The organism is Brevibacillus sp. BD137 (assembly GCF_041644655.1).
GTDB lineage: Bacteria > Bacillota > Bacilli > Brevibacillales > Brevibacillaceae > Brevibacillus > Brevibacillus brevis_D.
On sequence record NZ_JAOTNO010000019.1, the window covers coordinates 26,605 to 40,197 of the forward strand.

At 46.5% G+C, this 13,593-nt stretch carries 13 protein-coding genes; 7 read left to right on the plus strand and 6 right to left on the minus strand.

Features of this window, described 5'->3' with window-relative positions; genetic code table 11:
• Positions 1-116: 116 nt before the first annotated feature.
• On the minus strand, positions 117-908 hold the full coding sequence (locus ODZ53_RS26980; RefSeq protein ID WP_372681297.1) for a hypothetical protein: 792 nt from the start codon (positions 906-908) through the stop codon (positions 117-119).
• Positions 909-1,212: 304 nt separating this feature from the next.
• On the opposite strand from ODZ53_RS26980, the gene ODZ53_RS26985 reads away from it, so the two are divergent.
• Positions 1,213-3,189 carry a methyl-accepting chemotaxis protein gene (locus ODZ53_RS26985; protein ID WP_372681299.1) on the plus strand — a complete coding sequence of 659 codons (1,977 nt, stop codon included), beginning with the start codon at positions 1,213-1,215 and terminating at the stop codon, positions 3,187-3,189.
• Between the two features lie 65 nt (positions 3,190-3,254).
• On the opposite strand, the gene ODZ53_RS26990 is transcribed toward ODZ53_RS26985, so the two are convergent.
• Positions 3,255-3,836, minus strand: a complete 582-nt coding sequence (locus ODZ53_RS26990) for a TetR/AcrR family transcriptional regulator (protein WP_016742704.1) — start codon at positions 3,834-3,836, stop codon at positions 3,255-3,257.
• 251 nt (positions 3,837-4,087) lie between these two features.
• On the opposite strand from ODZ53_RS26990, the gene ODZ53_RS26995 reads away from it, so the two are divergent.
• The 3 genes from ODZ53_RS26995 to ODZ53_RS27005 all read left to right on the plus strand — a co-directional run bounded on the left by ODZ53_RS26995 (position 4,088) and on the right by ODZ53_RS27005 (position 7,419).
• Positions 4,088-5,296 (plus strand): MFS transporter, encoded by a 1,209-nt coding sequence (locus ODZ53_RS26995; RefSeq protein ID WP_372681302.1) that lies wholly within the window; start codon positions 4,088-4,090, stop codon positions 5,294-5,296.
• A 97-nt stretch (positions 5,297-5,393) separates the two neighbouring features.
• On the plus strand, positions 5,394-6,464 hold the full coding sequence (locus tag ODZ53_RS27000) for an LLM class flavin-dependent oxidoreductase (protein WP_372681304.1): 1,071 nt from the start codon (positions 5,394-5,396) through the stop codon (positions 6,462-6,464).
• Positions 6,465-6,477: 13 nt separating this feature from the next.
• Entirely contained in the window at positions 6,478-7,419 is a 942-nt protein-coding gene (locus ODZ53_RS27005; protein ID WP_372681306.1) for an alpha/beta hydrolase, read from the plus strand.
• Positions 7,420-7,525: 106 nt separating this feature from the next.
• Here the strand turns inward: ODZ53_RS27005 and ODZ53_RS27010 are convergent, their stop codons facing one another.
• Positions 7,526-7,870, minus strand: a complete 345-nt coding sequence (locus ODZ53_RS27010) for a carboxymuconolactone decarboxylase family protein (RefSeq protein ID WP_087349247.1) — start codon at positions 7,868-7,870, stop codon at positions 7,526-7,528.
• 384 nt (positions 7,871-8,254) lie between these two features.
• Here ODZ53_RS27010 and ODZ53_RS27015 point away from each other — a divergent pair, with 384 nt between their 5' ends.
• A complete protein-coding gene (locus ODZ53_RS27015; protein WP_372681308.1) occupies positions 8,255-9,634 on the plus strand; it encodes an amino acid permease in 1,380 nt (459 codons plus the stop codon).
• A 189-nt stretch (positions 9,635-9,823) separates the two neighbouring features.
• A complete protein-coding gene (locus tag ODZ53_RS27020) occupies positions 9,824-10,348 on the plus strand; it encodes a DUF420 domain-containing protein (protein ID WP_012684056.1) in 525 nt (174 codons plus the stop codon).
• 69 nt (positions 10,349-10,417) lie between these two features.
• Here the strand turns inward: ODZ53_RS27020 and ODZ53_RS27025 are convergent, their stop codons facing one another.
• A complete protein-coding gene (locus tag ODZ53_RS27025; protein ID WP_199928616.1) occupies positions 10,418-10,735 on the minus strand; it encodes a hypothetical protein in 318 nt (105 codons plus the stop codon).
• 142 nt (positions 10,736-10,877) lie between these two features.
• A complete protein-coding gene (mphJ, locus tag ODZ53_RS27030) occupies positions 10,878-11,804 on the minus strand; it encodes a macrolide 2'-phosphotransferase MphJ (RefSeq protein WP_372681311.1) in 927 nt (308 codons plus the stop codon).
• Positions 11,805-12,029: 225 nt separating this feature from the next.
• Here mphJ and ODZ53_RS27035 point away from each other — a divergent pair, with 225 nt between their 5' ends.
• Entirely contained in the window at positions 12,030-12,794 is a 765-nt protein-coding gene (locus ODZ53_RS27035; RefSeq protein WP_372681313.1) for an exodeoxyribonuclease III, read from the plus strand.
• Positions 12,795-12,927: 133 nt separating this feature from the next.
• Here the strand turns inward: ODZ53_RS27035 and ODZ53_RS27040 are convergent, their stop codons facing one another.
• Positions 12,928-13,479: a dihydrofolate reductase family protein gene (locus ODZ53_RS27040; protein WP_372681315.1), complete on the minus strand. Its 552-nt coding sequence runs from the start codon at positions 13,477-13,479 to the stop codon at positions 12,928-12,930.
• Between the last annotated feature and the right edge of the window lie 114 nt (positions 13,480-13,593).

The window sequence follows — 13,593 nt, forward strand, 5'->3', positions numbered from 1 at the left end:
TAACAGCCACGTTGACAGCCATTCGCCCGGGTTTCCCGGTATTTTCCTCTGAAAACAAACTGAAAAAACCTCCAGAGCTATCAATGTGTAGCAGCAGGAGGTTTCTCGCTTACAAGTTATGCAATCCAATCGATGGTAGATCCAGACACTTGTTGGTTTTCCATTCGCTGTTGCAGATAAGGGTTTTTCTTTTGCTCATCTGCTTGCTTGTCGTTAGAAGAATGCTCTGCCTGATTAGCATCTTGAGATTTCTCAAGCCTTTTGTCGATCTCGTCAGCCATCTTCAGCAGTTTGCCGTCCAAGCCTTCTGCCTTCCGCTTCAGTTCTTCTGACTTCGTAAAATCTCCGTCCTTTGACGCGGGTTCCCACGCCTTCGCCTCTAATTCCAAGGTAATCTGAGCGCGTTTTACACTGTGCATATTCTTGAGATAGTCGGTTGCCGTTAAAACAGCATGGAGGGTAGAGGAGGATTGTAGGGATTCGTCTTGTTTGGGGGCGATGTCGGAAGCTTTCTGTTCCTTGCTCTTCTCTTCATCCGTGCCTCTCGCCTTGCGTTGTTCTTCCAACTGAATTAGTTTCATCTGCGTATCGATTTCCTCGATCTGTTTGTCCATCTCATCCAGTCGTTCTTTCATGACTTTTGGGTCTGTCAGTTTTTCAACCGCATCCGCATAGTAGTTGTTCCGTCTCTCCAGCATCGCTTGCTTTTGCTCCATGAGGCTTTGCAGCATCTTATTCTTATTGGGAGAGTTGTTCCCATTGCTTAGCTGTAGGCCTTGCTGGCTAATCGTAATATGATCCTGCTTTTTGTTACTGTCGTGCTCCAGTGCTTTCGTCTGTGGGTGAATTCCCGGGCTTCTATACTGGACAGACGAGCTGATGGCGTATCTAGGTGTAACAGACAACATGAATGATGGTACCTCCTTTCATGAATCGAGTCGTTGGCCAAAACGGCAGCCAATCCAGAATGCGGATTACTGGTTTTTGGTTATTATTTGTATCGGAAAGAAGTTTTCCAAATTTTACTTATTTGATGTCCTGAAGTTTCAAATTGATACTAACGGGGAAAATATACTTTGCAGAAATGTCCATGTGGAAAAGATGGGCATAGGTATGTATCTGGCCTGATAGGAACGCGCCTTCTGACGACCGGTGAGGCGTTGTTTGCGTTGCAACTCGTTATTCTACTTCACTAGAGAGGAGTCATCATAGATGATAAAGAAAATGATTACTGGTTATAAAGCATCGCTATCTAAGCAGATCCTGTTTTTGCTCGTCTTGCTTATTGTTGTTCCCTCTGTCGTTCTGAGTCTGACCTTGACACAACTGGCGCGCAACCAGTTAGAGCACGAATTGTTGTCCCAAGTCGAATCGGTTACCACGATGATTACACAGGTGCTCAATAATTCGTACGAGGATTATTCTGCTACGATCGATAGCTTTGCGGATGTTCAAGTTCCGCCGGGGCAAAGTGCGGATACGTATATCTATGATCGCATTCGCAACATAGAGAAAGACATCGATAATGTTTTGGCTGCGTTCATGTACTACGACAATCGATATTATAATTCGGCGAAAAAGGAAATTGATCCGACTACCCGTGAATGGTACAAGGAAGCGATGCAGCATAAAGGGCAGGTCGTTGTGACGCCACCTTATATCGACGCGATAAGCGGAGGTTACGTGATTACGTTTGCCAAGACGCTCTCCGATGGTAAAGGGGTAGCGGGAATCGACGTTTCTATCGATCACTTAAACGAGCTGGTAAAGACGTACAAGATCGGAGAAAAGGGATATGTCAGCTTGTTCGATCAGAACAATGTGACAATGTCGCATCCACGATTCCCGCAGGGCAAGCCGCTTGAAGACAATCGCTTCCAAGTGATGCGTGATGGAGCGGAGGGTTCTTTCGAAGTGGATGATGACGAGCTTCGTGAACATTATCATTTCAACAAGCAAAATTCGCTCGGATTGAACGTCGTTTCCGTGATAGATTGGAATGAAATCAATCAAAAAACGGGGCCACTGTTGCGGACCTCATTTTTGTTCATCGTACTGTTGCTTGCCCTCATTGCCCTGTTCGTTTGGATATTCATGAAACGCACGGTGCGACCCATTCTGCAATTAAAGCAACTGACCGACTTAATCGCGCAGGGGGATTTGACGGTCCGGTCTATCGAGAGTCGAAGAACGGATGAGATTGGGCAGCTGCAATCCAACTTCAATACGATGTCGCAATCGTTGTCCGATGTCCTGCGTCAAATTACCGATCATTCCGAGCAAATCTCTGCTTCCTCCCACCATCTGTCTGCGAATTCGGAGGAGAACGTGCAAACGATTGAACAAGTCGCTACCTCCATGCAAGAAATAGCGTCCATGTCTTCCGATATGAATCAGAGTATAGATACCGTGAAGCAATCGGCAACGCAAGCGCAACAGGAGCTGGATGATGCCATCCGCATCCTGCGTGAGAGCACGGAAATGTCGCAGCTCATTACAGGTCTGGCTAATACCGGAGAGGAGTCCCTTGGAGCGGCAAGACAACAGGTGAATATGATCGTGGAACATTCTGCCCGTTCTAAGCAGGAGATGGAGGAGTTAAAACAGGTTGCTGAAGAAATTAGTGGGGTGACGAATTTCATCCAGGATATCGCCTCTCAGACGAATTTGCTTGCGTTGAATGCTGCTATTGAAGCGGCGCGCGCCGGGCAAGAAGGTCGCGGGTTCGCTGTCGTCGCTGATGAGGTACGCAAGCTGGCTGATCAGACAGGCTCTGCTGCTGAAAGGATCGACAGTTTGATCGGCGAGGTTCAGAATCGCGTCCTTCACATGGTTAGACGAACGGAGGAAGGCGTGGATTCTGCTACAGCGGGAAGTGATTTGACACAATCGGTTGAGCAGCGTTTTACGGAGATGTATGAGGCCATTAACCGCATTGACGCGCACCTTGCGCAAGTAGCCCGCGTCAGCGAACGGTTAATGCAATCTAATACGGCGATGCTTGTAGCCTTTGGTGAATCGAGCGCCATGAGCCAAGCCACTGCACAAGAGGTCGACCAAGTCGCAGCAGCTAGTGAAGAACAGAATGCTTCGATGGAGGAAGTGGCAGCATCGGCAGTGCATCTTGCCAACATTGCGGAAGAGTTGCAGTTATTGGTGCAGCGTTTTAAATTGGAGCGTACACAGTAGTTGTAGTGATAGATTGAAAGACCAACAGATGTTGGTCTTTTTTTTGTCCAAGCTGGCCCGGACACTTACCTAAGTAACGTAAGCGTAACCTCTATTGAATTATCAACAAATGAGCGATTTGGACGAGACTTCAAGATTACGGTCAGTCCAATTAGCGATACGATAAGTGCTTGGGCGGTAGCTTTCGCGTCTATACTCGAATCGAGTTCACCTGATTGGATACCTCGCTCAATCGTTTCTTGAAAAATGACAGAGAGGTACATTTGGTGTTCCCTTGTCAAAATCTCAAATTTTTCATCATGAGGGGCTAGCTCGACCATGGTATTAATGCAAAAGCATCCTCGGCTGAGACCTTCCGTATATTCTTCGTCGGCCACCTCTTTAAAAAAATGGCGAAATGCCTCTTTTACGGATGGCTGGTTTTGAAGCTTCGTTCGTATCTCGGAAGCACGAGACATCGTGTATCTGCGTAGTGCGGCTTCGAACAATTCTTTTTTGTCTCCAAAGGTTGAGTAAATACTGGGGCGCTGGATGCCCATTCGGGAAGTTAAATCACTTAAGGAGGTAGCTTCATACCCCTTCTCCCAAAAAAGCTGCATAGCTGCATCGAGTACTTTTTCTTCGTCAAATTCGCGTGTTCTTGCCATAAAGAGTTCCTTTCATTACTGATGTACTCAAATCTATGTAACGGTCAATAAACCTTTTTGTACTGAACGGTATTTTATATTTTATTGATTTTTATCTGCTTTGTCAATTCCAGCTTGGTTTATTCGAGTTTGAAAAGAATGGTGTTGACAGAAAAAGAAATGTTGGGATATATTTACTGGGCACAATAACGTACTGATCGGTATGTTATTGTGGATTAAACCAAAAATGAAAGGAGGTAAGGTGAAGTCAGATGGACGAAGTTATTGAAAAAGTAACGGCCAATTCGCCCATGCCTCGCTATGTAACACTATTGTTTGCAGTTGCTTGCGGGATGTCAGTTGCGAATATTTACTTCGCGCAGCCTCTACTTGATCATTTGTCGAGTGAGTTCAGAATTGACTATTCCATCATTGGGATTCTGATCACCCTTACTCAAATCTTTTATGCGGTAGGACTTTTGTTGCTAGTCCCGCTTGGCGATTTATGGAACCAGCGCCGCTTGATTATCGGTCAGATGCTTTTATCTGTGGTAGCGCTGGTTATCGTAGGGACTGCTTCCACCAGCACGGTACTATTCGCAGGTATAGCAGCGGTCGGATTGCTTGCCGTTGTGACGCAGACGATTGTTGCATTCGCGGCGACCATGGCTGCTCCTGCTGAGCGAGGACGAGTGGTTGGAGTAGTTACAAGTGGAATCGTCATTGGCATTCTTCTAGCGCGAACCATTGCGGGAGTTTTAACAGATCTAGCGGGGTGGCGTTCCGTATATCTGGTCTCTGCTGCATTTCTATTGTTACTGGTTTGCGTGTTATTTCGGGTATTGCCAAATAGGGAACGGCAGGTAAAATCGCTATCCTATCTCCAGTTGCTTGGATCGGTACTGATGTTGTTCGCCCAAGAACGGCTCTTACGTATTCGCTCTGTTCTGGCGATGCTGATTTTTGCTGCGTTTAGCATTTTGTGGACGCCATTGGTACTGCCTCTGAGTGCGCCGCCATTATCTTTGTCGCATACGGCAATCGGGGCGTTTGGTCTCGTGGGAGTTGCCGGAGCGCTAGCGGCAGCAAGGGCAGGGAAGCTTGCAGATCGAGGCTACGGACAGAGAACGACGGGCTTTGCTTTGAGCCTATTGCTACTATCGTGGCTGTTAATCAGCTATATAGAACAGTCGTTATTTGCCTTGGCGATCGGTATCGTTTTACTTGATTTGGCGGTACAGGCGGTGCATGTTACAAATCAAAGCATGATCTTCACCTTGGGCGCAGAGGCGCGGAGTCGGCTCACGGCGGGGTATATGGTTTTCTATTCGATCGGCTCTTCTGCTGGCTCCATTGCCTCGACCTATACATATGCGCATTTTGGTTGGGAGGGAGTATGCACGCTCGGAGCCTCTGTTAGTGCGTTGGCTCTGATGTATTGGGCAGTGACCAGACGCGTTTCGGCTATCCCAGGGAAATAGAGCTACTGAAATATTTCAAAATGAAGATATATCAAATGGAACTATTCTGCTTCCAGAGCTGTTGATTATACAAGTTTTGCAAAAGGAGAGATGGTCTGTGGAGATTGGTATTACTTCGTTTGTGGAAACGACACCGGATGTTCAGACGGGTGAAGTGATGAGCCATGCACAGCGATTGCGTGAAGTTGTCGAGGAAATCGTCCTCGCTGATCGGGTTGGGCTTGATGTATTTGGCATAGGTGAACATCATCGCAAGGATTATGCTGCTTCTTCTCCAGCCATGGTGCTGTCTGCGGCTGCGCCACTGACAAAAAAGATTCGGCTGACCAGTGCAGTGACAGTACTTTCTTCGGCTGATCCAGTGCGTGTTTTTCAAGATTTTGCTACGCTCGATGGCATTTCAAATGGACGGGCAGAGATTATAGCTGGACGCGGTTCCTTTATCGAATCTTTTCCCCTGTTCGGCTATGACTTGAATGACTATGATGAGCTGTTTGAAGAACATTTGGAACTGCTCCTGAAAATACAGGCGTCCGAAAAGGTAACCTGGAGGGGCGGTCATCGGCCAGCTATTCAGAATTTGGGTGTGTATCCACGGCCCGTTCAGAATCCTTTACCCATATGGATTGGCAGCGGAGGCAATCAGGAATCTGTTGTTCGTGCGGGTCTGCTGGGATTGCCACTGATGCTGGCGATCATTGGTGGAAGTCCGCGACAGTTTGCACCACTTGTGCAGCTTTATAAAAAGGTGGCTATGCACGCTGGCCATGACGTATCGCGATTAACGGTTGGGTCCCATTCACTCGGATTTGTTGCAGAAGAAACGGAACTGGCGGCAGATACATTCTTTCCTTCTACCCAAGCAGGAATGAATAAAATCGGAAGGGAGCGGGGCTGGGCCCATTATAACCGTGCTAGCTTCGATGCCGCACGCAGCTTGGAGGGGGCATTGTATGTGGGTGATCCGGAGACGGTTGCTCAAAAGATCATCCACCTTCGCAAACAGGTAGGCATGACGCGCTTTATGATGTATGTACCGATATCTACGATGCCGCATGAACAGGTAATGAGAGCCATTGAGCTGCTAGGGACGGAGGTAGCGCCTCGGGTGCGAGAGGAAATAACCAAGTGGGAAGCAGAGACAGAGCAAGAATCAACATTTGCTTAATGGAGGGATTCACGTGGATTTTCATCGTCGAGTACTGCCGGAATTAAGGCAAACAATAGCACAATTCCCTGGTTTTCAACTGGAAGAAAATTTGGAGTCGAGCAGGGCCATGCTGAAAAATCCTCCTATTGTGAAGTCGGAGTATGTACGTACTACAAGTCGAATGATTCCAGGCGCAGCAGGAGAGATGCTGGCGAAAATATACGAGCCCGTCCAGCGAACAGGTAGTAAGCTTCCGGCTATGCTGTGGATTCACGGAGGTGGCTATGTGATGGGGCACCCCGATATGGATGACGCTCTATGCGAACGCTTTGTACAAGCAGCTAATTGTGTCGTCGTATCGGTTGATTATCGTCTGGCTCCCGAGCACCCTTATCCTGCTGCCATCCATGACTGTTACGCTGGTTTAACATGGATGACAGAAAAAGCTGAGTTACTCGGCATCGATTTGGATCGGGTTGCGATTGCTGGTGCAAGCGGGGGAGGAGGGCTGACCGCAGCACTTGCTTTAATGGCTCGCGACAAAGGGGGACCAGCCCTTATCTTCCAGATGCCGTTGTATCCAATGATCGATAACCGTAATCGTACAGCGTCGAGCTATGAAATCGAGGCGGAAAATGCAACCTGGAACCGGACGAATAATTTGGCGGCGTGGAGCATGTACCTGGGCGAAGGTGTCGACGACAGTCAGGTATCCGCATATGGGGTGCCGTCGAGAGCAGAAAGCTTGGCGGGGCTACCGCCGACGTATACGTGCGTAGGACAGCTGGATCTGTTCCGAGATGAGACGATCGAATATGTGACGCGCCTTGCACAAGCGGGCGTAGACGTAGAATTTCATCTGTATCCCGGATGCTATCACTGCTTTGAAGTGTTTGTCCCCGAAGCGGAAGTGAGCCAGCGCGCCAGCCAAAGCTATATAGATGCGATGGCAAGAGCGCTTCATCCTAAATAATCGAGGAGGCAAAAAGCACAACAATCGTTCGAGGGAGATCTCGGCGATTGTTGTGCTTTTGTATGCTTTTGTAAACGCAGTGGTACAGGAATTTTTGTTCATCTTCTCATTGAATCGTTCCCTGTTTTTCCTCCATCACATCATTGATTAATATGACGCCATGCGAAAGGGTAGTTCCGCCGCCGAATGCTCCGGCTACTGCTACTGTTTCAGCAATTTCTTTTTGGGAAACTCCGTCGTTGAGAGCTGCTTCCAAATGATAGACAATGCAGTGCTCATTTCCGGAGTAAAGGGAGATAGCCAGTGCCTGCAAGTGCTTATGCTTGGATGACAAATCACCGGACGAAAAGCATTGGCTGGTGAATTCATTGTATGCTCGCAAGGCCTCTGGCATCAGCTGTCCAAAAGCTTGCAGCCCTTCTCGATACTGTTCGGCCAAATAGTGCTCCATGGTTCCATTTCCTCCTATTTTGAAATCGCTGATAGTATTTCTTTGCTGGGAAATTTTCATACTGCTTATCCTTTATGGAGGTAGGATCACATCTGTATTAATTGATTTTTCATGTGTTTTTTCTTCTTCTTGAATGCAAACATATTTAACTATCAAGTATTTTCCTTGTAAATATAATTGTGGATATTATTAAAACATATTAAAATATATGAAGTGATCTACGAATATAGCGTAAAGCGGAGAGGTGAATAATCTTACTAACCAGTAGGAATGCTTGAAAAGAAGTGAAGAGAGATGTAAGGGACAGTTTTTTAATCAATAAAACGAGAATGACTAGAAGCTATCCGAAATACCGCCAACAGCAGAGAGGAAGAGGAAGCTTACGTGGAAAACAAGGAACTGAAGAGAGGCCTGGAAGCGCGTCATATTCAGATGATTGCTTTGGGCGGTACGATTGGTGTTGGGCTTTTTATGGGGTCAGCCAGCACGATCAAATGGACAGGCCCATCCGTCATGCTAGCTTATGCAATTGTAGGAATTTTTATTTTTTTCATCATGCGTGCAATGGGTGAAATGTTGTATATGGAACCGAGTACGGGTTCATTTGCGACCTTTGGGCATAAGTATATCCATCCGTTAGCAGGTTATATCACGGCTTGGAGTAACTGGTTCCAGTGGGTTGTTGTCGGGATGGCAGAGATCATTGCTGTCGGGACGTATATGAAGTACTGGTTCCCAGATTTGCCGGCTTGGATACCTGGTATTATTGCCATGGTGATACTCGGTGTAGCGAACCTGGTTTCTGTGAAGTCATTTGGTGAATTTGAGTTTTGGTTTGCCATGATCAAGATTGTAACGATCGTTTTGATGATTTTTGCAGGGATTGGTTTGATTTTCTTTGGTATTGGAAATGGTGGAAACGCAATCGGCTTATCGAATCTGTGGGAAAATGGCGGGTTCTTTACAGGCGGTTGGACAGGCTTTTTCTTTGCCCTTTCCTTGGTGATTGGGGCGTATCAAGGTGTCGAGCTCATCGGGATTACAGCAGGGGAAGCAAAAGACCCGAAAAAAACATTAAGAAGTGCGATTCAAAATATCATTTGGCGCATTTTGATTTTCTATATTGGTGCGATTTTTGTTATTGTAACCGTTTACCCTTGGGATCAATTGCAGGCAATCGGTAGTCCGTTCGTTGCTACCTTTGCGAAAATTGGTATTACCGCAGCGGCAGGTCTCATTAACTTTGTCGTGATCACTGCTGCCATGTCTGGCTGTAATAGCGGGATTTATAGTGCAGGGCGTATGCTGTATACCTTAGGTGTAAATGGCCAAGCGCCGAAAGTTTTTACCAAACTATCTTCGAATGGTGTACCGCTGTTAGGTACGATTGGTGTTCTGATCGGCCTCGGTATTGGGGTTATCTTAAGCTATATCGCCCCAGAAAATCTCTTCGTGTACGTGTACAGTGCAAGTGTGCTACCTGGTATGGTTCCATGGTTTGTCATTTTGATCAGTCAAATCAGATTCCGAAAAGCAAAGGGTGCTGAAATGGACAACCATCCATTCAAAATGCCTTTTGCCCCAGTAACCAACTATTTGACCATTGCTTTTCTCATCATGGTACTCATCGGTATGTGGATCAATGATGAGACACGCGTCTCCCTGATTGCCGGGATTGTCTTCTTGGCGATTGTGGTCATTAGCTTCTTTGCACTCGGAATAAACAAGGCAGTACCGCTGGACGAGCAATCAAACAAGCAATAACGAAAGGGGGCCAACATTTGTTGGTCCTCTTTTTTGTTCATCAAATCGCCTTTGTACGGCATACCTACTTCGTTTATCATTAGGATGACTGGACTGGTTAACCGTTTGCGGAAGCCAATGTCCGGGCTCGTCAATGGGTAGACTAAAGCGGGATACTCATTCATGATCTGAGAAAAAAGGAGCATAAGAATGAAACAACGCAACTATACACCGATTATCGTTATTCTCACCATAGCGATTAACACGCTTGTCGCCATCTTGTACTTCATGCCGAAAAACAATGATTTCAGCCATCTCGACCTGACGTTTCTGCCGTTTTTTAATGCGGTCATGAACAGTTTTACCTTTATATTTTTGATTGCTGCGCTTGTTTCCATCGTGAAGTTCAAAAACATAAAGATGCACCGGGGATATATTTTTGCAGCCTTCTCTACTACAGCTCTCTTCCTGGTTTCGTATGTGATCTACCACGGAATGGCACCTAGTACTTCCTACGGGGGAGAGGGAATTCTGCGTCCGATTTATTACTTCATCTTGATTACACATATTCTGTTGTCGGTAATCATCGTTCCATTTGCGCTGATTACGACTGCACGTGGACTCAACATGAAGGTGGAAAAGCATAAAAAAATCGCTCGCTGGACGATGCCGATGTGGCTGTATGTCAGTGCGACGGGTGTCATTGTTTACCTCATGATTTCTCCGTACTATTAAGCAAAAAAGAGCATTAGCTGCTGAAGCTAACGCTCTTTTTTTATGGTCGAAGCCTTGTTACGGTTCCACTTACCAATCCCAGTGGCTTTGTTTGATTCCGAGATTTACGGCGAGTACGGAAGCAATCGGTTGCTTGATGGGTGCAAGTGAATTTGCCGTGCAGCTCGATTCTGGCTGATAATTTAATTCCTGCGCTTTTTGAATATCGGCTTCGGCTAGATTGTTCGTTTTGTTGGCTTGCTCATAACAGGGCGGTGAAATATACCTCTTGTTCGTGTGCTCCAATATGACTCGTGTATCGGGTGAGGGTTCTGCCTCAACAGGAATGGAAAGCACGCCTGCAACTACGACTACAGCACCAATGCCAATAAGAAGTCCGCGTTTCATCCTATTCACTCCATCTATTTAGTAAAGGATTGTCCAAATGAGCCGATTCATTGTAACACCTTACTTCCAAGTGGGAAATGGCTCCATGTAGCTATTTACATAAAAAACCACCGCCTCCAATATGGGACGGTGGTTGGTTTATCTAGGAAGTGATCTCTATGCCGTGTTCGTCGACACCCAGAGCTTGTCGTGCCATGATCTTGAACTCTTCCAGCCCTGATTTCAATGCGAAGGTGGCAAGAGTGACGGGATACGCAGCCGTCATTTCGACGATATGCTCATGCATACGTGACCATACACGGCCTCCTGCTTTCTCATACCGTTGGATGAAATCGGCCAAACCAGTATCTCCGAACAACAGGTAAACGACCGTGAAATCAATAGCAGGGTCAGAGACTTCTGCCTCCGTCCAATCCAGGAGCCCTGTTACCTTGCCGTTTTCAGCAACCAGGATATGCCCCGGATGGAGGTCACCATGCACAAGTGCAGAGTGAGCAGGCCAGAATGTTTCATCTGCAAGCCATTTTTGCCATCGATCCCATAGCGCCCCAGAAACGCCAAAGACGCGTTTGATTTCATTCATCTTTTCTCGAAGGCTTACTCGTGCTTCGCTAGGCTGCTTGACGCGGATACCAGCATCTCGAGCGAGATCATGATGAATACCGTGTAATTCCACGACTGCTTCCGCCCACGTTTGGATGCATAGTTCGGGTAGGGATTCGGGATTCAAATACCAGTCATAATTTTTGGTTTCCATATTGATCGTCGCCATCGGTGTGCCACCTAGAATCGGATAAGCGATGAATTCAGAGGTGTGAACCTGCCAATCCGGTACTCCGACACGCAGATGTTTTGCAACGAGATCTAGCACCCTTTTCTCATAACGGGCTGTCTCCACGACATCGTCCCGGCGCGGTTGCCGCAATACCCATGGAACACCATCTATCGTACTTGCAAAAATCGCAAGAAAATCCAAGCCGGATTCATTCACTTTCACGGTAGTGGGGTCTACTAGGATTCCGTTATTTTTCGCGAGTGCAAGCATGTACTCTACATTGTTTTTTGACATAACAAAAACACCTCATTCATGATTAGTTAAAATCAATCAAACAAAAATAAACTCATACCATTCCGTTTTTCAAAATGGCTGAGCCTACATGGGGTATTGTCGATTTTAACGAAGTCTCATGAATGCGATGCCCATTGCAATGTCCATCATCGTAACCTCCTATAATTGAAAACAAAGATAGTGTACCATGGAATCTAACGAATAGCGACGAGGAGATTAGCGACGATGAAATTGATTTCTTGGAATGTAAATGGACTTCGCGCATGTGTGAACAAGGGTTTTTACGAGTACTTCAAGGAAGCGAATGCCGATATATTTTGCTTGCAGGAAACGAAGCTGCAAGAAGGTCAAATCGAGATGGAGATCGGCGAGGCGTATCATCAATATTGGAACTACGCAGAGAAAAAGGGTTATTCAGGAACGGCTGTTTTCACAAAAAGGGAACCATTATCTGTCCGTTACGGCTTGGAAGAAGATCATGAGCCTGAGGGACGAGTCATTACGTTGGAGTTCCAGGATTTCTACTTGGTCACCGTATACACCCCGAATGCGAAGCGTGATTTGTCGAGATTGGATTATCGGCTGGAATGGGAGGAGCGGTTTCGGAACTACTTATTGCAGCTGGATGGGAAGAAGCCCGTGGTGATTTGTGGGGATCTGAATGTCGCCCATCAAGAGATTGATTTGAAAAATGCGAAGTCCAATCGCGGTAATTCCGGGTTTACTCTTGAAGAGCGTGAGAAGATGACGAGCTTGCTGGCAGCTGGGTTTGTGGATACCTATCGATATTTTTATCCGGATCAGACAGATGCCTATACGTGGTGGTCTTTCATGCCGAAAGTGAGAGAGCGGAATATCGGGTGGCGTATTGATTATTTTCTCGCGTCTGAGAGATTGGCTCCGTCGTTGCTTAGGGCGGGAATTGACTCACAGGTGATGGGAAGCGATCATTGTCCGGTCGTGTTGGAGCTGGGGACCATCCTGAAATAGCAAAACTGGCAGCAGAAGTTCCAGTTCGTGAGCTACAGGACGTAACGTAATCAAAATCCATTAAGATTACGCTGTAATTTCACAAAAGAAAACGGGGCCGAATAATGCGGTCCCGTTTTTTTAGTAAGCAAGATTATATATAAACAATGTTGTAAGTAGGCTTCGTAACGCCGTTCGCGTACTGTTTCATGTCCACTAACTCGAGTTTGAGACGTGGCTTCGCACTTCCAAATAGCGGGACACCTTCACCGACCATCACCGGATTCACTTTCAGCACTAATTGATCAATCAGTTGATGCGCCAGTAACGCTCCTGCCAATTCACCGCCCCCACATAGCCATAGCTTGCCGTTTTCTTGCTGTTTGAGATTCCTGATAAATTCGATGGCATCGCCTTTGACTAGCTCGACTTCTGCATTGGATTCAAACTGCATGGCGTTTGAGAAAATATAATGCTTGATTCCCTTATAGCCTGGTTCGCCCGGCTTGGCACCAAATTTGAACCCAAACTCGTAGGTTTTGGCGCCCATAAGCACAGCATCATATTCCTGAATTTCAGATAAAAAGTCCGGTACATGTTCTCCATCAAATAAAAAGAGTGTGCTGTCGATATTTCCGTCCATCATGGCTTGATCGGCAATGAAATTGTCTAACGATACGGCAACATGATAAATTAATGAGGCCATTTGGAAATCCCTCCTTTTTTCTCCACTTCATTTTATGTGAAACGATTTAGGGCTTGCACGCATTTTATTTGAGCACTTATTTGATACAGTCTGATTCATAGGATAAAGAGGAGG